Genomic DNA, 18,822 nt, shown 5'->3' with positions numbered 1-18,822 from the left:
GTCTACGGCAGGACACAAGGATTTACCTTACAAATCGCGTCGAATCTGGCTTATTGAACCGCCCGGACAAGCCGCCTAGTGTTTGAACAGGACTGAATGACGCCCACAAAAAAGCCGCCCCGAAGGGCGGCTTCTTGAACCACTTGCCCGATGCTTACAGCTTCGGACCAGCAGCCTTGATGGCGTCGCTCACGTCGAACTTCTTGAAGTTCTCGATGAACAGGCCGGCCAGGGCCTTGGCGGCCTCGTCGTAGGCGGCTTTGTCAGCCCAGGTGTTGCGTGGGTTGAGCAGGCCGGTTTCGACGCCTGGAACGGCCAGCGGCACGTCCAGGTTGATGGTGTCCAGGTGTTCGGTCTCGGCACCGACCAGAGCGCCGCTCTGGATGGCGGCGATCACGCCACGGGTGGTCGGGATGTTGAAGCGCTTGCCAACGCCGTAGCCACCGCCGGTCCAGCCGGTGTTGACCAGGTAGACCTTGGAGCCGAAGCCGCGGATGCGCTTGATCAGCAGCTCTGCGTAAACGCCTGCCGGACGCGGGAAGAACGGTGCACCGAAGCAGGTGGAGAAGGTCGACTTGATGCCAGCGCCCGAGCCCATTTCAGTCGAGCCCACCAGAGCGGTGTAGCCGGACAGGAAGTGGTAGGCAGCTTGTTCTTCGCTGAGGATCGAGACTGGCGGCAGTACGCCGGTCAGGTCGCAGGTCAGGAAGATCACGGCGTTCGGTTCGCCACCGAGGTTTTTCTCGGAACGCTTCTCGACGTGCTCCAGCGGGTAGGCGGCGCGGCTGTTCTGGGTCAGGCTGCCGTCGGCGTAGTCAGCCTTCTTGGCGTCGTCCAGCACAACGTTTTCCAGCACCGCGCCATGCTTGATGGCTTTCCAGATGACCGGCTCGTTCTTCTCGGACAGGTCGATGCACTTGGCATAGCAACCGCCTTCGATGTTGAACACCACGCCCTCGCCCCAGCCGTGCTCGTCGTCACCGATCAGGTAACGGCTTTCATCGGCGGACAGGGTGGTCTTGCCGGTGCCGGACAGACCGAAGAACAGGGTCACGTCGCCCTCTTCGCCGATGTTGGCAGCGCAGTGCATCGGCAGCACGTCGGCGGCCGGCAGCAGGAAGTTCTGTACCGAGAACATGGCTTTCTTCATTTCACCGGCGTAGCGCATGCCGGCGATCAGCACTTTTTTCTGAGCGAAGTTGAGGATCACGCAACCGTCGGAGTTGGTGCCGTCACGCTCTGGAACGCATTCGAAGTTGGCAACGTTGAGCACCTGCCACTCGTCACGGCCAGCCGGGTTGTACTGGGCCGGGTTGATGAACAGGCAACGACCGAACAGGTTCTGCCAGGCAGTCTGGGTGGTCATCTTCACGGCCAGGTAGTGCTCGTCGGAAGCACCTACATGCACATAGGAAACAAAATGCTCTTGCGCGTTGTTGAATGCCTCGACGCGAGCCCACAGGGCATCGAACTTGTCGGCCGGGAACTTGCGGTTGATCGGGCCCCAGGCGATAGCGTCCTGGGTGCTCGGCTCTTCAACGATGAAACGATCGACTGGCGAACGGCCGGTACGGTGACCGGTACGAACAACCAGCGCGCCGGTATCGGCAAGCTCGCCTTCACCGCGCTTCAGGGCTTCTTTGACCAGATCATCAACACTCAGATCGGTGTACACGGCGTTATTGGCTTGCGTCATGAGGTTCCCCGTCGGCCAGTGGCCGAGTGCTCCAAACGTTTTGTAGTAGAAAGTCGTGCACTACTACCGCGAAAAAAGTGCGCCGGATTATGCCAGAAAAGCCCAAAAAGAGTAGGGCCCTCCCGTCAGAACGGCGTTAATCCGGCGCTTGCCAGGTGATTTACCTGCGCTGAACCGTTTTAGTGACGAGTATCTGACGGCGACTCGACACCCGCTCCGGCGAACAATTGGCTGATATCGGCCGCATCGAACAGGTAGCGCTCGTTGCAGAACTGGCAATCGATCTCGATGCTGCCGCCGTGTTCGACCACCAACTTCTGCGCATCTTCCAGACCCAGACTGACCAGCGCATTGCCCGAGCGTTCCCGCGAGCAGCTGCAACGGAAGCGCAACGGCTGCACATCGAACAGGCGCACGGCTTCTTCATGGTAGAGGCGATGGAGCACGGTTTCGTTGTCCAGGCTCAGCAGTTCGTCGGCGGTCAGGGTGCTGCCCAGCGCGGTGATGTGCTGCCAGCTGGCGGCGCGTTCTTCTTCATCCTTGAGGCGGTCGGCCGGCAGTTGCTGCAGCAACAGGCCACGGGCGCGACGACCGTCGGCATGCAACCAGAAACGGGTGCCGACCTGCTGGGACATGACGAAATAGTTGGTGAAGCATTCCGACAGGGTGGCGCCATCCAGGTCGACGATGCCCTGGTAGCGCTGGCCGTGGGTCGGGTCGACGGTCAGGGCCAGCACGCCATTGGGCATCAGGTCGGCCAGGGTCGCATCCGGGGCGATCTGCTCCGCGTCGTAGCGGGCTAGGCCACGGATCTCGCGCTCGCTGGAGCACTCGATCATCAGCAATGGCACCGGGCCTTCGGAACGGGCCTGGAGGATCAGCAAGCCATCGAACTTCAGCGTGCCGACCAGCAGCGCGGCCGCCGCCATCAGCTCGCCGAGCAGTTGCGCGACCGGCTCCGGGTAAGCGTGTTTGGCGAGCACTTCGGCATAGCTGCGCTCCAACGCCACCAGCTCGCCGCGGGCGTCGCTGTCATCGAAGATGAAGCGTTGGGTGAAGTCGGTATCCGGCAAATGAGTCATAGGTTTGGGTATCTGAAGTGATGACAAAATGGTTACAAGATATGAAAATTGCGTTTTTTGCACTGTTACGGTGCGCGATTTTCTGCCATTGGAGGCATTTTATGAACAATCCGGGTTTGTTCCAAGCAAGGTGGAACCTCGGCAAGCTGGTGTTGTGCAATTTGCTCCCTCTGGCACTGCTGGGTTTCTGGTTATGGCCAAGCGGGCACATGCTTTGTGTGATGTTCGACGAATGGCTGTTCCGCCTGCTGAATGCTCCCCTTGCGAGCAACTCCACCTGGCTGCATATCTGGGCCGTGGCCAGCCTGCGGCCTTTCGACGCGATAGTCGGGCTGATCCTGCTGACCCTTTTGATCCGCGGTGACTGGGTGTTCAAGGCCGTGGACGTGCGCCGGGCCTTTTTCGGCTTCCTGTCGATCCTGGTCTTGATGCTGATTATCCGCTTGTTGTTCTCCAGGCTCGCCGACGCCATGGGCTGGCAGCACGACAGCCCGTCGATGATGCTCCAGGATGCCGTGCACATGAGTGACTATTTCCCGCACTGGGAAAAAACCTGGGAGCTCAAGGACCGTTCCAGCCAGAGCTTCCCCGGTGACCACGCCTCGGTGCTGCTGATCTGGGCGCTGTTCATGAGTGTGTTCAGCCGCGGCGTCGGCCAATTCCTGGTGATCTGGGGCCTGACCCTGCTGTTCATGATGCCGCGCTTGGTGGCCGGCGCGCACTGGGGCCAGGACGACTATATCGGTGGCGTACTGCTAGCGGTCTGGGCACTCGGCTGGGGCTACTACACCCCGTACGCGGCCAAGGCCTCGGACTTCCTGCTGCGGGCGACCAACCCGCTGTTCAACCTGCTGGGCAAGCTACCGCTGCTGTCGCGCCTGAGCGTGGTGCGGGCTACGGCCTGATTACCGTTGCCTGTAGCCGCCGGTTCATGTTCAAGAGGCTGAGCGGTTGCGCTCTTTCATGAAGATCATGAAAGGGCTGCAACCGCTGCTTCGCAGCTGATCGCGGGCAGCCTCGCTCCTACAGAAGCAAAGCGTCTTGTTTATTCGTGGCTGTGGAACTTGAACAGGTCGCGCCGCTGTTTCTTGGTCGGCTTGCCATCGGTGCTCACACCCAGGGCGCCGGCCTTGCGCAGGGCGGCGGCGTTTTCCCGCTTGGCGATGCTGGCTGCGGTTTCCGTATAGAGAGCCTGTGCTTGCGGCGCCCCACGACGCACGATCGACAGGGCCTGGACCACCACGGTGCGCTCGTCGAAGCCGGTGCGTATCTCATACTCGTCGCCGACCCTCGGCTCCTTGCCCGGTTTGCAGCGCTCGCCACGGTGGTGCACCTTGCCGCTTTCGATGGCGGCCTTGGCCAGGGCACGGGTCTTGTAGAAGCGCGCCGCCCACAGCCATTTATCCAGACGGACCTTGTCGTCGTCTTCGGCTTTTTGTGCCATGGCATGTCCTCATTCTGAAATATTTTCGAACTGTACTACCGTTTCTCTCGTGCCATGAATTGCGATGGCTCGGTTTAGAATGCGAGGCTTCGCAGCAGCCCGTCCGGGCGCTGTGGATCCGGGCCTAGATATCTGTCGCCTTTTACCCATTATTCTGCGTGAATACCGCGAATTCGGCCGCTTGACGGTACGAGCGGGTTCCTCAGCGGTTGAGCACATTTGAAGACATTTGACCATTTGACCGTCGTGGGTCTGCGCGAGTGGGTGGCGCTTCCGGATTTGGGAGTCGCCGGCCTGCGCGCCAAGATCGACACCGGCGCCAGCACCTCCAGCCTGCATGCCACCGAGATCGAGCCGTTCGAGCGCGACGGTGAGCAATGGGTGCGCTTCAACGCGCACCTGGGCAGCGTGGTGCAGTTGCGTCACCGGCGTTGCGAAGCACCGCTGGTGGCGATGAAAACCATTAAAAGCTCCAACGGCCAGGCACAGGTGCGCTACGTGATCAGCACCACCCTGGCGCTCGGCGATCGGGTCTGGCGGGTGGAGTTCACCCTCGCCTGCCGCAAGGCCATGCGCTATCGCCTGTTGCTCGGTTCCAAAGCCCTGATCGATGGCCAGTTGGTGGTCAATCCAGGGATCAAATACGTTCAAGACAAACCGGTGTTCCCGGTGTCCACTACCTCTGCCACAGGTGTTGCATGAAGATCGCTGTGCTGTCGCGTAACCCGCGTCTGTATTCCACTCGTCGCCTGGTCGAAGCCGGCACCGAGCGTGGCCATGAAATGGTGGTGGTCGACACCCTGCGTGCCTATATGAACATTGCCAGTCACAAACCGCAGATCCACTACCGCGGCAAGCCGCTGGAAGGTTTCGATGCGGTGATTCCACGGATCGGCGCCTCGGTGACCTTCTACGGCTGCGCGGTGCTGCGCCAGTTTGAAATGATGGGTGTGTTCCCGCTCAACGAGTCGGTGGCCATCGCCCGCTCGCGGGACAAGCTGCGCTCGTTGCAACTGCTGTCCCGGCGCGGTATCGGCCTGCCGGTGACCGGCTTCGCCCACTCGCCGGACGACATTCCCGACCTGATCGAGATGGTCAACGGCGCCCCCCTGGTGATCAAGGTGCTGGAAGGCACCCAGGGCATAGGCGTGGTGCTGTGCGAAACCGCCACCGCGGCCGAGTCGGTGATCGAGGCCTTCATGGGCCTGAAGCAGAACATCATGGTCCAGGAGTACATCAAGGAAGCCGGCGGCGCCGACATCCGCTGCTTCGTGGTCGGCGACAAGGTGATTGCCGCGATGAAGCGCCAGGCCAAGCCCGGCGAGTTCCGCTCCAACCTGCACCGTGGCGGCAGCGCCAGCCTGATCAAGATCACCCCGGAAGAACGCATGACCGCCCTGCGCGCGGCCAAGGTCATGGGCCTGAGCGTGGCGGGCGTGGATATCCTGCGCTCGAACCACGGGCCGCTGGTGATGGAAGTGAATTCCTCACCGGGCCTGGAAGGCATCGAGACCACCACGGGCAAGAACGTGGCGGGGATCATCATCGAGCACATCGAGAAAAACGGTGGCCCGAACATGACCCGGACCAAAGGAAAAGGCTGAGCTGTAGCCGCTGCCGCAGGCTGCGATCGGCTGCGTAGCAGACGCAGCATTCGCAAATCGAGCGAAGGTCCTGCGACCAGCGTGGCCCGGCCTTATCGCAGCCTTCGGCAGCGGCTACAGCTCAAACCGCATCCCTGGGCAGCAACAATCCCAACGGCAAGCGCACCCGCGCTTCCAGGCCGCCATCGGCGCGGTTGCGCAATTCGACATTGCCGCCGTGCATCGAGGCGATCCGCTTGACGATGGCCAGGCCCAGGCCGGTGCCCTTGCCACCCCGGGCACGGTCGCCGCGGGTGAAGGGGTTGAAGATCGCCTCCAGCTCCGACGGGTCGATACCCGCGCCACGGTCCATCACACTCAGCACCACATAAGGCGCGCTGGTGTCGCCCGACACATAGGCCGCCACTTCGACTTCCGTCCCTGCGTGGTTCAACGCGTTGCCGATCAGGTTGTTCAACAGGCGCTTCATCGACACCCGACGCAACGGGAACGGTGGAATCGGTTCCAGGCGCAGGTGCACCTTTTCATCGTTCTGGTTGTAGGGCGCCGCCACTTCGCGCACCAGGTCGCTGAGATCGACCTCCTCCACCGATTCGTCGCGACCGTCGCGGATAAAGGCCAGGAACTGATCGAGAATCGCGTCCATGTCTTCGATGTCGCGGACCATGTCGTCGGTCAGGTCGTTGTGGCTGCCCATCAACTCCAGCGACAGGCGCAGGCGGGTCAGCGGCGTGCGCAGGTCGTGGGACACCCCCGCCAGCATCAGCTCGCGTTCGCGCCCGGCCTGTTCCACGTCCTCGGCCATCTGGTTGAAGGCGCGGTACACCTCGGTCATCTCGCTCGGCGTATCGCTGATCGGCAGGCGCACGCTGCGCCCCTGCCCCAATTGCCGGGCGGCATAGACCAGGCGCTTGAGCGGCTGGTTGAGCTGGCTGACGAAGATCCACGCCGACGCCGTGGACAACAGGCCGATCGCCAGGAACCAGCCGAGCACGCTCCAGATCTTCTGCCCCCGCAGCGGATGCGGATACAGCGGCACTTTCAGCCAGCCGTCGCCCAGACTCGGCGCGCGCACCCAGAGCGCAGGCGGCGCATGCATGCGCAGGCGCACTTCCGTGTCGGCGCCCAGCTCGGCCTGCATCTGCCGCTGATAGATCTCGCTGTAGGGCCAATGCTGCTCGCCCGCCGGCACACCGCTGCCGACCACCTTGATCAACCCGGCGGCCTCGGCGATCTGGTCGCGGTTGGATTCGTCGGCGGCCCAATAGGCACGCAGGGTCAGGGCCACGCCGTGGCTGTACTGGCGGTCCACCAGCACGTCCTCGTTCATCAGCAGATAAACCAGGGTCAGCGCCTTGGAGAACAGCACCACGATCAGCACCAGCCAGAGGGTGCGGGAGAAGAAGCTTTGCGGGAACCACAGCGGGGTTTTCATAAACAGCCATTACACGCTTTGCAGGAGCGAGCCGCGCTCGCAGAGTTGCGGAATGCGAGCGCCCGGGTCGTTTTCCGGCCCGGGCGCTCGCTCCTACAAATCATCGGTCACTTGGTGGTGGTGCCATCCGGCACGAACACATAACCCACGCCCCAGACCGTCTGGATATAACGCGGCTTGGACGGATCGGGCTCGATCATCCGGCGCAGGCGGGAGATCTGCACGTCGATGGAACGCTCCAGGGCATCCCACTCGCGGCCACGGGCCAGGTTCATCAGTTTGTCGCGGGTCAGCGGCTGGCGAGCGTTCATCACCAGGGCCTTGAGCACCGCGAACTCACCGGTGGTGAGCATGTGCACTTCGGCGCCGCGCTTGAGTTCGCGGGTGGCCAGGGACAGTTCGTAGTCGCCGAAGGTGACGTTTTCGTCTTCGCTGCCCGGCGCACCCGGCACCGGAGCCGACTGGCGACGCAGCACGGCCTTGACCCGCGCCATCAGCTCGTCGGGGTTGAACGGCTTGGCCAGGTAATCGTCGGCGCCCAGTTCCAGGCCCTTGATGCGGCTCAGCTCGTCGCCCTTGGCGGTGAGCATGATGATCGGGATCTGGTTGTTCGCACTGCGTAGGCGGCGGCATGCGGTCAGGCCGTCTTCGCCAGGCAGCATCAGGTCGAGGACGACCAGGTTGAAGACTTCGCGACCCAGCAGACGGTCCATCTGCTCGGTGTTGGGAACCGCGCGGGCACGGTAGCCCTTGCTGACGAAGAAGCGCTCCAGCAGGCTGCTCAGCCCGGGGTCGTCGTCAACGATAAGAATTTTTTCGCCTTCGGCAGTTTGTGCAGTGCTGCTCATCAGATGCTCCTTTTATCTCGGTGCGCATTATGGCGTAGCTGCCGTTATACGCACCGTGTGCATTGTTAGCAGATTTTTCCTCTACCGCCAGAAAACCCGCCGTCGGCCGCCAGTGGGCCGATACCCCCGAAGACTGGAACGCTGGTTATAATGCGCCGCCTTTTGTGTCAGGCAACGTCTGATCGTTACCGCCCGTGGCCACTTTTTATTTTTCCCGGCCAGGCAGTAATTGTTCGATTTCACGGGTCAACAGGCAGCCTTTTGATCCAGGCAGCGGCGCACGCCAGGCCGCTCAACCAGACTCGCCGAGGCCAATTTTCCGTGCCGGCGAGCCTGCTTCACAATTTGTCAGGTGGTTTTATGGACAGCATCAACAGCCGCATTGCCGAGGAACTCGGCGTACGCCCACAACAGGTCGAAGCGGCCGTCGCTCTATTGGATGAAGGCTCCACCGTGCCCTTCATCGCCCGCTACCGTAAGGAAGTGACCGGCAGCCTCGATGACACCCAGTTGCGTCATCTGGAAGAGCGCCTGCGCTACCTGCGAGAACTCGACGAACGGCGCATCAGCATCCTCGCCAGCATCGAGGAGCAAGGCAAACTGACCCCTACACTTGCCCGCGACATCAAGCTCGCCGACACCAAGACCCGCCTCGAAGACCTCTACCTGCCGTACAAGCAGAAGCGCCGCACTAAGGGCCAGATCGCCCTGGAAGCCGGCCTCGGCGAACTGGCGGACGGCCTGTTCAACGACCCGAACCTGACCCCGGAAAGCGAAGCCGCGCGTTTCGTCGACGCGGAAAAAGGCGTGGCCGATGTGAAGGCCGCCCTCGAAGGCGCCAAGTACATCCTCATGGAGCGCTTCGCCGAAGACGCCAGCCTGCTGGACAAGCTGCGCAACTACCTCAAGCAGGAAGCCACCCTCAGTGCCCGCGTGATCGCCGGCAAGGAAGAGGAAGGCGCCAAGTTCCGTGATTACTTCGAACACGACGAACCGCTCAAGAGCATGCCGTCGCACCGCGCCCTGGCGATTTTCCGTGGCCGCAACGAAGGCATCCTCAGCTCCGCGCTGAAAGTCGGCGACGAACTGCCGGGCACCATGCACCCGTGCGAAGGCATGATCGGCCAGCAGGTCGGCATCCAGAACCAGAACCGCCCGGCCGACAAGTGGCTCGGCGAAGTGGTGCGCTGGACCTGGAAGGTCAAGCTCTACACCCACCTGGAAACCGACCTGCTGGGCGAGCTGCGCGACAACGCCGAAACCGAGGCGATCAACGTCTTCGCCCACAACCTGCACGACCTGCTGCTGGCCGCTCCGGCCGGCCCGCGCGCGACCCTGGGCCTCGACCCGGGCCTGCGCACCGGCTGCAAGGTGGCGGTGGTGGACGCCACCGGCAAGCTGCTGGACCACGCCACCGTTTACCCGCACGTACCGCACAACAAGTGGGACCAGACCATCGCCGTGCTGGCCGCGCTGTGCGCCAAGCACTCGGTGGACCTGATCGCCATCGGCAACGGCACCGCCAGCCGTGAAACCGACAAGCTGGCCGCCGAGCTGATCAAGAAATACCCGGCCATGCGCATGACCAAGGTCATGGTCTCCGAGGCCGGCGCTTCGGTGTATTCGGCGTCGGAACTGGCCGCCAAGGAATTCCCCGACCTCGACGTGTCGATCCGTGGCGCGGTGTCCATCGCCCGCCGCCTGCAGGACCCGCTGGCCGAGCTGGTGAAGATCGATCCGAAATCCATCGGCGTCGGCCAGTACCAGCACGACGTGTCGCAGCTGAAGCTGGCCCGTGGCCTGGATGCGGTGGTCGAGGACTGCGTGAACGCCGTCGGCGTGGACGTCAACACCGCGTCCGTGGCCCTGCTGGCGCGGATCTCCGGCCTCAACACCACCCTGGCGCAGAACATCGTCAGCCACCGCGATGAAAACGGTGCGTTCAAGACCCGCGCCGCGCTGAAGAAGGTTGCCCGCCTGGGTGAAAAGACCTTCGAACAGGCCGCCGGCTTCCTGCGTGTGATGAACGGCGACAACCCTCTGGACGCGTCCGCGGTGCACCCGGAAGCCTACCCGCTGGTGCAGCGCATCGCCGCCGAGACCGACCGCGACATCCGCTCGCTGATCGGCGACAGCGGCTTCCTCAAGCGCCTGGATCCGAAGAAGTTCACCGACGAGACCTTCGGCCTGCCAACCGTCACTGACATCCTCCAGGAACTGGACAAGCCGGGCCGCGATCCGCGTCCCGAGTTCAAGACCGCCGAGTTCCAGGAAGGCGTCGAAGACCTCAAGGACCTGCAACTGGGGATGATCCTCGAAGGCGTGGTGACCAACGTCACCAACTTCGGTGCCTTCGTCGACATCGGCGTGCACCAGGACGGCCTGGTGCACATCTCGGCGCTGTCGGAGAAGTTCATCAAGGACCCGCGTGAGGCGGTGAAGGCCGGCGACGTGGTCAAGGTCAAGGTCATGGAAGTCGATATCCCGCGCAAACGCGTCGGCCTGTCGATGCGCATGAGCGACACCCCGGGCGAGAAGATCGACGGCGCTCGTGGTTCGCGCCCAGGCTCGGCGCCACGCTCGTCGGGCAATAGCGCCCCGCGCAAGGAAACCGTGACCGCGGCCCCGACCAACAACGCCATGGCGTCGCTGTTCGCCAATGCCAAGCAGTTGAAGAAACGCTGATGGAGATCCCGGCCGGCTTGACCGAAAGCGCGTTCAGCCAACTGCTCGGCTGTCGTCTGCAGCGCCTGGAGGTCGGGGAAGCCGACGTCGCCCTGACGCTGACGCCGCAGCTGCGCAATCGCGGCCAGAAGCTGCACGGCGGGGCGATCTTCAGCCTGGTCGACATTGCCATGGGGCTGGCCTGTTCCAGCTCCCACGGCTTCGACCAGCAGAGCGCGACCATCGAGTGCAAGATCAACTACATCCGCGCCGTCGCCGAGGGCGACGTGATCTGCCACGCCCGGGTGCTCCACCCGGGCCGCCGCACCCTGGTGGTCGAGGCCGATGTGATGCAAGGCGACAAACTGGTCGCTAAAGCACAAGGCACGTTCGCTGTTCTATAGCCCCTCAACCTCGATTTGAGTTAATTTCGGCGCTGCACACACGGCGCCGGAGTTTTTTTGCGCGTGCAAGAGCCAGATCAAGGATGAAGCAATGGCGTTGCAAAGCGGGCCGGCAAGGCTCAACGACCAGGCGAAAACGCCAGTTTCAACTTCACCCTTGTAGACCGTCCTGCCCACCCCCATATTGGGGCGACTGACGCGTGAAGGAATCCAACTTGAGCGAACTTCTCAACCGCCGCCTGGCTCTGCTCGGCGAGCGCGCTAACCTCTCTCTGCTCGAGCAGTGCCTGCACGGTATCGAGCGCGAATGCCTGCGCGTGACCGGCGAAGCGCGCCTGGCACAGACCCCGCACCCGGAAGAACTGGGTTCCGCGCTGACCAACGAACAGATCACCACCGATTATTCCGAGTCGCTGCTGGAGTTCATCACTCCGGCCCTGGCCGATCCGGCTGACACCCTGGCCAGCCTCGACAAGATTCACCGTTTCGCCTACAGCAAGCTCGGCAACGAGTACCTGTGGAGTCCATCGATGCCGTGCCCGTTGCCGGCCGAGGAAGACATCCCGATCGCCTATTACGGCACCTCCAACATCGGCCAGCTCAAGTACGTGTACCGCAAGGGCCTGGCCCTGCGTTACGGCAAGACCATGCAGTGCATCGCCGGGATCCACTACAACTTCTCCCTGCCGGAGCAGCTCTGGCCGCTTCTCAAGCAGGCCGAAGGTTTCGTCGGCAGCGACCGCGACTATCAGTCGTCGGCGTACATCGCGCTGATCCGTAACTTCCGCCGCTACAGCTGGCTGCTGATGTACCTGTTCGGCGCCTCGCCGGCGCTGGACGCGGGCTTCTTGCGCGGTCGCTCGCACCAGCTGGAACAGCTGGACGCCGAGACCCTGTACCTGCCGTACGCCACCAGCCTGCGCATGAGCGACCTGGGCTACCAGAGCAACGCCCAGGCCGGCCTGACCCCTTGCTACAACGACCTGAACAGCTACACCGACAGCCTGCGCAAGGCCGTCGCCACGCCATACGCGCCTTATGTGGAGATCGGCACCCACCAGGACGGCGAGTGGGTCCAGCTCAACACCAACATCCTGCAGATCGAAAACGAGTACTACTCCAACATCCGCCCGAAACGCGTGACCTACACCGGCGAGCGGCCGATCCAGGCGCTGATGGCCCGCGGCATCCAGTACGTCGAAGTGCGCTGCCTGGACATCAACCCGTTCCTGCCGATGGGCATCGACGTGCAGGAAGCCCGCTTCCTCGACGCCTTCCTGCTGTATTGCGCGCTCAACGAGAGTCCGCTGCTGGAAAACAACGAGTGCGGCAATGCCACCTCGAACTTCCTCAAGGTGGTCAAGGAAGGTCGTCGTCCGGGCCTGCACCTGCTGCGCCAGGGACAACTGGTGGAGCTCAAGGAGTGGGCCGGCGAACTGCTGGAAAAGATCGCGCCGCTGGCCGCCCTGCTCGACCGCAGCCACGGCAGCGACGCCCACAGCAAGGCACTGGACGCCCAGCTGGCCAAGGTCAAGGATTCGTCCCTGACGCCTTCGGCCCAGGTCCTGGCCGCCATGCAGGAGCACAAGGAAAGCTTCAGCCAGTTCTCCCTGCGCCAGAGCCTGGCCCACGCCGAGTTCTTCCGCAGCGAGCCCCTGAGCAAGGAAGACCAGGCGCGTTTTGAAGAAGCCGCGCGCAGCTCCCTGCTGCAACAGACCGAGCTGGAACGCAACGAAGTCGGTGATTTCGACGTGTTTGTCGGCTCGTACCAGGCGAGTATCCTGGCGATCAGTAACTGAGCTAAGCGCCTGCGGCGCTTTTCGCGGGCAAGCCTCGCTCCTACACAGTGCCGTCCTGTAGGAGCGAGGCTTGCCCGCGATGGAGCGCAAAGCGCTCCCCTTCAAAAAAGTGCTCTCTTTAGAAGATTCCTCTTTTAAGCTAATTCTAAAAAGTTATTTATTTTTAGATTCTTAGATCATTTAGTCTCCTCCCACGCCCACACTTGGCCGCCTGTCGAGGAGCTTCATGATGAAAATGCACTTTCCCCTTCGCCTTCTGGCGGCCGTATCCCTGGCTACCGCGAGCTTGTTCGCCCAGGCAGCCGATGTCACCGTCGCCTACCAGACCACCGTCGATCCGGCGAAAGTCGCCCAGGCCGACGGCACCTACGAAAAGGCCACCCAGGCCAGGATCGACTGGCGCAAGTTCGACAACGGCGCCGACATCATCGCCGCCATCGCCTCGGGTGACGTGCAGATCGGCTACCTCGGCTCCAGCCCGCTGACCGCCGCGATCACCCGCAAGGTGCCGGTGGAAACCTTCCTCATCGCCACCCAGATCGGCGCCGCCGAGGCCCTGGTGGCCCGCGACGGATCCGGGATCAACACGCCCCAGGACCTGGTCGGCAAGAAAGTCGCCGTGCCCTTCGTTTCCACCGGTCACTACAGCCTGCTGGCCGCGCTCAAGCACTGGAAAATCGACCCAGCGAAAGTACAGATTCTCAACCTCGCGCCACCGGCGATCATCGCTGCCTGGAAGCGCGGCGACATTGACGCCACCTACGTTTGGGACCCGGCGCTGGGCGTGGCCAAGGAAAACGGCAAGGTGCTGATCACCTCCGGCGAGCTGGCCCGGTTCGGCGCGCCGACCTTCGATGCCTGGATCGTGCGCAAGGACTTCGCCGAGAAGCACCCGCAAATCGTTACCGCCTTCGCCAAGGTGACCCTCGACGCCTACGCCGATTACCGCAAGGACCCAAAAGCCTGGCTGGCTGAGCAGAGCAACGTCGACAAGCTGGTGAAACTCTCCGGCGCCAAGGCCAGCGACATTCCGCTGCTGTTGCAGGGCAACGTCTACCCACTGGCGGCCGACCAGGTCATCAGCCTTGGCGCGCCGACCACCAAGGCCATCACCGACACCGCGGTGTTCCTCAAGGAACAGGGCAAGGTAGAGGCGGTACTGCCGGATTACGCGCCATACGTCAGCGCCAAGTACATCACCCACTGAAGGTCAGCCGCAGAGGTCGCCGGGCCCAGGCCCGGCGCTTCTCGTACAGCGTCTCACCTCGACAAAGGCTGCATTTGAACAAGGAGCGCGCCGCCATGGCTTTGCTACAACTGGAGCGCATCAGCGCACAGTACCCCGGCGCCGCCGAACCGGTGCTGGCGGATATTTCCCTGACGCTCGGGCCCCAGCAGCTGCTGGTCGCCCTCGGCCCTTCCGGCAGTGGCAAGACTTCGCTGTTGAACCTGATCGCCGGTTTCGTCGAGCCCAGCGCCGGGCGCATCACCCTGGACGGCGTGCCAGTCGCCGGCCCGAGCGCCGAACGCGGCGTGGTGTTCCAGGACGATGCCCTGCTGCCCTGGCAGGACGTGCTGGCCAATGTCGGCTTCGGCCTCGAACTGGCCGGCATTGCCCGCGACCCGCGCGAAGCCCGCGCCCGGGAAATGCTCGCGCTGGTGGACCTGGCCGGCTTCGACAAACGGCGCATCTGGCAGCTCTCCGGCGGACAACGCCAGCGTGTGGGCCTGGCCCGCGCCCTGGCCGCCGACCCACGGCTGCTGCTGATGGACGAACCCTTCGGCGCCCTCGATGCCTTCACCCGCGAGCAGATGCAGGAGCTGTTGCTGCAAGTCTGGCAACGCACCGCCAAGCCGGTGTTCCTGATTACCCACGACATCGAGGAAGCGGTATTCCTCGCCACCGACCTGATCCTGCTGGCTCCCAACCCGGGGCAAATCGTCGAGCGCTTGAGCCTGGACTTCGGCCGGCGTTACGCGGCCGGCGAATCGGCCCGGGCAATCAAGTCCGATCCACGCTTTATCGAAACCCGCGAACACGTGCTGGCCCGGGTGTTCTCCCAACGCAGTGCCGTCTTGCGGCAGGAGCGCGCATGAACAGCTACGACCTTCCGGCCACCACGACCAAAGCCGCTAACCCGCACACCACGGTGCCCCTGCGCCGCAGCCTGAGCACTCGCTGGATCAGCGTGCTGACCCTGGTCGTGCTGCTCGCCCTGTGGTGGGCAGTGACGGCCAGCGGCCTGATCGAACCGCTGTTCCTACCGCCACCTTCCGCCGTGCTGCAAAAGGGCTGGCTGCTGGTGACCAGCGGCTATATGGACTCCACCCTGTGGCAGCACCTGGGCGCAAGCCTCGGACGCATCGGTCTGGCCCTGGGTTTTGCCGTGCTGACCGCGATCCCGGTGGGCATCGCCATCGGCCACAACCGCATCGCCCGCGGCGTGCTGGACCCGCTGATCGAGTTCTACCGGCCGATTCCACCCCTGGCCTATCTGCCGCTGATCGTCATCTGGTGCGGCATCGGCGAGCTGTCCAAGGTGCTGCTGATCTACCTGGCGATCTTCGCCCCGATCGCCATCGCCACCGCCACCGGCGTACGCACCGTGGACCCGACCCGGCTGCGCGCCGCGCAGTCCCTGGGCGCGACCCGGGCCCAGCTGATTCGCCATGTGATCCTGCCCAGCGCCCTGCCGGACATCCTCACCGGCGTGCGCATCGGCCTCGGGGTGGGCTGGTCGACCCTGGTCGCCGCCGAACTGATCGCCGCCACCAGCGGCCTGGGGTTCATGGTGCAATCCGCCGCCCAGTTCCTGGTCACCGATGTGGTGGTACTGGGGATCCTGGTCATCGCCCTGATCGCCTTCGCCATGGAAATGGGCCTGCGCGCCCTGCAGCGCAAGCTGGTGCCCTGGCACGGCCAGGCCCATTGAGACCCCGGTAACCCTGTAGCGGGCAAGATTTCTTACAGACAGAACTGACCACGCCGGCAATTCGGCGCTCCATTCGAGAACGACATGAGCCTGACCATCACCCCTTTAAGCTCCGCCCTGGGCGCCCAGATCAGCGGCGTCGATATCAGCCAACCGCTAGCCAGCGAACAGCGCGACATCATCGAGCAGGCGCTGCTCCAGCATCAGGTGCTGTTCTTCCGCGACCAGCCGATCGACCCGCAGCAACAGGCGCGCTTCGCGGCGAACTTTGGCGACCTGCATATCCATCCGATCTACCCCAACGTGCCGGAACAGCCGCAAGTGCTGATCCTCGACACCGCGCAAACCGACGTACGCGACAACGCCATCTGGCACACCGACGTCACCTTCCTGCCGACCCCGGCCCTGGGCGCGGTGCTCAGCGCCAAGCTGTTGCCGGCCTACGGTGGCGATACCCTGTGGGCCAGCGGCATCGCGGCCTATGAGGCGCTCTCGGAGCCGATGAAAAACCTGCTGCAGGGCCTGACCGCGACTCACGAATTCATCAAGTCCTTTCCCCTGGAGCGCTTCGGCAATACCCCGCAAGACCTGGCGCGCTGGGAAGAAGCCAAGCGGAAAAACCCGCCGCTGTCGCACCCGGTGATCCGCACCCACCCGGTCAGCGGGCGCAAGTCGCTGTTCGTCAACGAAGGCTTCACCACCAGGATCAACGAGCTGTCGGACAGCGAAAGCGAAGTCATCCTGAAACTGCTGTTCGCCCACGCCACCCGCCCGGAATTCACCATCCGCTGGCGCTGGCAGATCAACGACGTGGCCTTCTGGGACAACCGCGTGACCCAGCACTACGCGGTCGACGACTACCGTCCGCAACGCCGCGTGATGCACCGCGCGACGATTCTCGGAGATGTGCCGTTTTTCCGATAACCGATACTCATGACTGCAGCAGGACTGGCGGGTGATTGCGGCGTCACCAAACGACAAGTGGTTGTCCACCCTCGATGATGCACGGCTATGCTATCAATGATTGCATTGATTTCATTCGGAGGAACCCATGGCCAGCCTGACAATCCGAAACCTGGACGACCACATCAAAGAGCGCCTGCGCATAGAAGCCGCCCACAACGGCCACTCCATGGAAGAAGAAGCCCGCTTGATTTTGCGCCGCGCCCTGAACAGAACAGCCGACAGCCAAGGCCTGGCCAGTCGTATCCGGGCACGCTTTGCCGAGGCTGGCGGAGCGAAGCTTGAGCTGCCCGAACGTACCGAGCCGGCACGCGTGGTGGATCTGGGCGAATGATCGTGCTCGACACTAATGTGCTGTCGGAACTGATGCGTCCCCAACCGGACGCATCGGTATTGCTGTGGATCGAAGCGCAACCTGTCGAAGACCTCTACATCAGCGCCATGACCATGGCCGAGATTCTTCACGGCATCGCGCGCCTGCCCCACGGCAAGCGCAAACAGATGCTCCATGCGTCGGCCCTGGCGATGTTCGAGGAAGATTTCATCGACCGCATCGTGCCCTTCGGGACCCAGGCGGCTCTTTACTACGCCCATCTGATTTCGCACCGGGAAAGCCTGGGGCGTCCGATCAGCCTGGTGGATGCGCAAATTGCGGCCATATGCCGCGTCCACGACGCGGCGATCGCCACCCGTAACGCCAAGGACTTCAGCGACACCGGGTTGATCGTTATCAACCCCTGGCTGCCACTCGAAATCTGAACGGCCACAGAGTCCAGTCCGACACAGATCCCCTGTAGGAGCGCAGCTTGCTCGCGATGGCGGCATGCCTGACAGCACATGCCCTCTGGATCGCCGGCAAGCCTGGCTCCTACAGAAGCCGCGGCAGCCTTGCAACATGACGGTAGGCTCTATTCCGCGGTTGAAGGCTTCTCCCACAGATTGATCCCGCCTTCGCGGGCAAAACGATCGATCTCTGCCAGTTCTTCGGCGCTGAAGTTCAGGTTCTGCAATGCACCGACGTTCTCGACAATCTGCTCCGGCCGGCTGGCGCCGATCAGGGCCGAGGTCACCCGCGGATCGCGCAGGGTCCAGGCCAGGGCCAGTTGCGCCAGGCTCTGGCCACGACGCTGGGCGATTTCGTTGAGGGCGCGCACATGGGCGAGGTTGGCCTCGGACAGGTGCGAGGCTTGCAGCGAACCACCGCCCGGGCGGTTGACCCGCGCATCCTCGGGAATGCCATTGAGGTACTTGTCGGTCAGCAGGCCCTGGGCCAACGGCGTGAAGGCGATCACCCCGGCGCCGAGTTCTTCGGTGGTGTCCAGCAGATCCTTTTCCACCCAGCGGTTGAGCAGGTTATAGGCCGGCTGGTGGATCAGCAGCGGCACTTTCCACTCCTTGAGCAAGGCTGCGATCTCACGGGTCTTCACCCCCGAGTAAGACGAGATACCGATGTACAGCGCCTTGCCCTGCTGCACCGCGGTGGCCAGGGCGCTGGCGGTTTCTTCCAGCGGGGTGTCCGGGTCGAAGCGGTGGGAATAGAAGATATCCACATAGTCGAGGCCCAGGCGCTGCAGGCTCTGGTCGAGGCTGGCCAGCACGTATTTGCGCGAGCCACCGCCCTGGCCATACGGACCGGGCCACATATCCCAACCGGCCTTGCTGGAGATGATCAGCTCGTCGCGATACCGCTTGAAGTCTTCACGCAACAGACGACCGAAATTGATCTCGGCGCTGCCATAGGGCGGGCCGTAGTTGTTGGCCAGGTCGAAGTGGTTGATGCCCAGGTCGAAGGCGGTGCGCAGCAACGAACGCTGGGTGTCGATCGGCGTACTGTCGCCGAAGTTGTGCCACAGGCCCAGGGACAGCGCCGGCAGCACCAGGCCGCTGCGTCCGACGCGGCGGTAGGGGATGGAGTCGTAGCGGTTTTCGGCAGCAAGGTAAGTCATCGAA

Annotated in this window: 18 protein-coding genes; 12 read left to right on the top strand and 6 right to left on the bottom strand. The window is 63.3% G+C overall.

Features of this window, described 5'->3' with window-relative positions; translation table 11 throughout:
* Window positions 1-154 precede the first annotated feature (154 nt).
* Both C4K27_RS01490 and hslO read right to left on the bottom strand, forming a co-directional pair.
* Window positions 155-1,696 (bottom strand): phosphoenolpyruvate carboxykinase, encoded by a 1,542-nt coding sequence (locus C4K27_RS01490; RefSeq protein ID WP_053259270.1) that lies wholly within the window; start codon window positions 1,694-1,696, stop codon window positions 155-157.
* A gap of 179 nt (window positions 1,697-1,875) precedes the next feature.
* Window positions 1,876-2,778 (bottom strand): Hsp33 family molecular chaperone HslO, encoded by a 903-nt coding sequence (gene hslO, locus C4K27_RS01485; protein WP_007931739.1) that lies wholly within the window; start codon window positions 2,776-2,778, stop codon window positions 1,876-1,878.
* A gap of 101 nt (window positions 2,779-2,879) precedes the next feature.
* On the opposite strand from hslO, the gene C4K27_RS01480 reads away from it, so the two are divergent.
* Window positions 2,880-3,683 (top strand): phosphatase PAP2 family protein, encoded by an 804-nt coding sequence (locus tag C4K27_RS01480; protein ID WP_053259269.1) that lies wholly within the window; start codon window positions 2,880-2,882, stop codon window positions 3,681-3,683.
* Window positions 3,684-3,823: 140 nt separating this feature from the next.
* Here the strand turns inward: C4K27_RS01480 and C4K27_RS01475 are convergent, their stop codons facing one another.
* Window positions 3,824-4,222: an RNA-binding S4 domain-containing protein gene (locus C4K27_RS01475; protein WP_053259268.1), complete on the bottom strand. Its 399-nt coding sequence runs from the start codon at window positions 4,220-4,222 to the stop codon at window positions 3,824-3,826.
* Window positions 4,223-4,441: 219 nt separating this feature from the next.
* On the opposite strand from C4K27_RS01475, the gene rimB reads away from it, so the two are divergent.
* Together rimB and rimK are read left to right on the top strand one after the other, a co-directional pair.
* Window positions 4,442-4,924, top strand: a complete 483-nt coding sequence (gene rimB / locus C4K27_RS01470) for a retropepsin-like aspartic endopeptidase RimB (RefSeq protein WP_007931742.1) — start codon at window positions 4,442-4,444, stop codon at window positions 4,922-4,924.
* Window positions 4,921-5,826: a 30S ribosomal protein S6--L-glutamate ligase gene (rimK, locus tag C4K27_RS01465; protein WP_007931744.1), complete on the top strand. Its 906-nt coding sequence runs from the start codon at window positions 4,921-4,923 to the stop codon at window positions 5,824-5,826. The genes rimB and rimK overlap by 4 nt, the downstream gene beginning before the upstream one ends.
* A 121-nt stretch (window positions 5,827-5,947) precedes the next feature.
* Here the strand turns inward: rimK and C4K27_RS01460 are convergent, their stop codons facing one another.
* Together C4K27_RS01460 and ompR are read right to left on the bottom strand one after the other, a co-directional pair.
* Window positions 5,948-7,261, bottom strand: a complete 1,314-nt coding sequence (locus tag C4K27_RS01460) for an ATP-binding protein (protein ID WP_007925244.1) — start codon at window positions 7,259-7,261, stop codon at window positions 5,948-5,950.
* A 107-nt stretch (window positions 7,262-7,368) separates the two neighbouring features.
* Window positions 7,369-8,109: an osmolarity response regulator transcription factor OmpR gene (gene ompR / locus C4K27_RS01455; RefSeq protein WP_007925257.1), complete on the bottom strand. Its 741-nt coding sequence runs from the start codon at window positions 8,107-8,109 to the stop codon at window positions 7,369-7,371.
* A gap of 360 nt (window positions 8,110-8,469) precedes the next feature.
* On the opposite strand from ompR, the gene C4K27_RS01450 reads away from it, so the two are divergent.
* From C4K27_RS01450 to C4K27_RS01410, 9 genes are all read left to right on the top strand, one after another.
* Window positions 8,470-10,794, top strand: a complete 2,325-nt coding sequence (locus C4K27_RS01450; protein ID WP_053259267.1) for a Tex family protein — start codon at window positions 8,470-8,472, stop codon at window positions 10,792-10,794.
* A complete protein-coding gene (locus C4K27_RS01445) occupies window positions 10,794-11,177 on the top strand; it encodes a PaaI family thioesterase (RefSeq protein WP_009046459.1) in 384 nt (127 codons plus the stop codon). Before C4K27_RS01450 ends, C4K27_RS01445 begins: the two co-directional genes overlap by 1 nt.
* A gap of 215 nt (window positions 11,178-11,392) precedes the next feature.
* Window positions 11,393-12,976 (top strand): glutamate--cysteine ligase, encoded by a 1,584-nt coding sequence (gene gshA / locus C4K27_RS01440; RefSeq protein WP_053259266.1) that lies wholly within the window; start codon window positions 11,393-11,395, stop codon window positions 12,974-12,976.
* A gap of 229 nt (window positions 12,977-13,205) precedes the next feature.
* On the top strand, window positions 13,206-14,183 hold the full coding sequence (gene tauA, locus C4K27_RS01435) for a taurine ABC transporter substrate-binding protein (RefSeq protein ID WP_007925265.1): 978 nt from the start codon (window positions 13,206-13,208) through the stop codon (window positions 14,181-14,183).
* Window positions 14,184-14,278: 95 nt separating this feature from the next.
* Entirely contained in the window at window positions 14,279-15,073 is a 795-nt protein-coding gene (gene tauB / locus C4K27_RS01430; RefSeq protein WP_053259265.1) for a taurine ABC transporter ATP-binding subunit, read from the top strand.
* Window positions 15,070-15,909, top strand: coding sequence for a taurine ABC transporter permease TauC (tauC, locus tag C4K27_RS01425; protein ID WP_053259264.1), 840 nt, complete (start codon window positions 15,070-15,072; stop codon window positions 15,907-15,909). Before tauB ends, tauC begins: the two co-directional genes overlap by 4 nt.
* A gap of 84 nt (window positions 15,910-15,993) precedes the next feature.
* Entirely contained in the window at window positions 15,994-16,833 is an 840-nt protein-coding gene (tauD, locus tag C4K27_RS01420) for a taurine dioxygenase (RefSeq protein WP_007925276.1), read from the top strand.
* Between the two features lie 127 nt (window positions 16,834-16,960).
* On the top strand, window positions 16,961-17,206 hold the full coding sequence (locus tag C4K27_RS01415; RefSeq protein ID WP_053259263.1) for a FitA-like ribbon-helix-helix domain-containing protein: 246 nt from the start codon (window positions 16,961-16,963) through the stop codon (window positions 17,204-17,206).
* A complete protein-coding gene (locus C4K27_RS01410; protein WP_007925281.1) occupies window positions 17,203-17,631 on the top strand; it encodes a type II toxin-antitoxin system VapC family toxin in 429 nt (142 codons plus the stop codon). The genes C4K27_RS01415 and C4K27_RS01410 overlap by 4 nt, the downstream gene beginning before the upstream one ends.
* A 149-nt stretch (window positions 17,632-17,780) precedes the next feature.
* Here the strand turns inward: C4K27_RS01410 and mgrA are convergent, their stop codons facing one another.
* Window positions 17,781-18,818, bottom strand: coding sequence for an L-glyceraldehyde 3-phosphate reductase (gene mgrA, locus C4K27_RS01405; RefSeq protein ID WP_053259262.1), 1,038 nt, complete (start codon window positions 18,816-18,818; stop codon window positions 17,781-17,783).
* Window positions 18,819-18,822: the final 4 nt, after the last annotated feature.

Origin of the sequence: Pseudomonas chlororaphis subsp. chlororaphis (assembly GCF_003945765.1) — a bacterium.
Lineage (GTDB): Bacteria > Pseudomonadota > Gammaproteobacteria > Pseudomonadales > Pseudomonadaceae > Aquipseudomonas > Aquipseudomonas chlororaphis.
Note: the sequence above shows the minus strand (reverse complement) of the source record. Positions and strands in the feature narration are given on the sequence as shown.

Coding starts and splice junctions, on each gene's coding strand:
- tauB (WP_053259265.1), top strand. CDS start 14,279: ATGGCTTTGCTACAACTGGAGCGCATCAGCGCACAGTACCCCGGCGCC.
- mgrA (WP_053259262.1), bottom strand. CDS start 18,818: ATGACTTACCTTGCTGCCGAAAACCGCTACGACTCCATCCCCTACCGC.
- tauD (WP_007925276.1), top strand. CDS start 15,994: ATGAGCCTGACCATCACCCCTTTAAGCTCCGCCCTGGGCGCCCAGATC.
- C4K27_RS01480 (WP_053259269.1), top strand. CDS start 2,880: ATGAACAATCCGGGTTTGTTCCAAGCAAGGTGGAACCTCGGCAAGCTG.
- C4K27_RS01445 (WP_009046459.1), top strand. CDS start 10,794: ATGGAGATCCCGGCCGGCTTGACCGAAAGCGCGTTCAGCCAACTGCTC.
- hslO (WP_007931739.1), bottom strand. CDS start 2,778: ATGACTCATTTGCCGGATACCGACTTCACCCAACGCTTCATCTTCGAT.
- tauA (WP_007925265.1), top strand. CDS start 13,206: ATGAAAATGCACTTTCCCCTTCGCCTTCTGGCGGCCGTATCCCTGGCT.
- C4K27_RS01450 (WP_053259267.1), top strand. CDS start 8,470: ATGGACAGCATCAACAGCCGCATTGCCGAGGAACTCGGCGTACGCCCA.
- rimK (WP_007931744.1), top strand. CDS start 4,921: ATGAAGATCGCTGTGCTGTCGCGTAACCCGCGTCTGTATTCCACTCGT.
- C4K27_RS01415 (WP_053259263.1), top strand. CDS start 16,961: ATGGCCAGCCTGACAATCCGAAACCTGGACGACCACATCAAAGAGCGC.
- C4K27_RS01475 (WP_053259268.1), bottom strand. CDS start 4,222: ATGGCACAAAAAGCCGAAGACGACGACAAGGTCCGTCTGGATAAATGG.
- tauC (WP_053259264.1), top strand. CDS start 15,070: ATGAACAGCTACGACCTTCCGGCCACCACGACCAAAGCCGCTAACCCG.
- C4K27_RS01460 (WP_007925244.1), bottom strand. CDS start 7,261: ATGAAAACCCCGCTGTGGTTCCCGCAAAGCTTCTTCTCCCGCACCCTC.
- ompR (WP_007925257.1), bottom strand. CDS start 8,109: ATGAGCAGCACTGCACAAACTGCCGAAGGCGAAAAAATTCTTATCGTT.
- C4K27_RS01410 (WP_007925281.1), top strand. CDS start 17,203: ATGATCGTGCTCGACACTAATGTGCTGTCGGAACTGATGCGTCCCCAA.
- C4K27_RS01490 (WP_053259270.1), bottom strand. CDS start 1,696: ATGACGCAAGCCAATAACGCCGTGTACACCGATCTGAGTGTTGATGAT.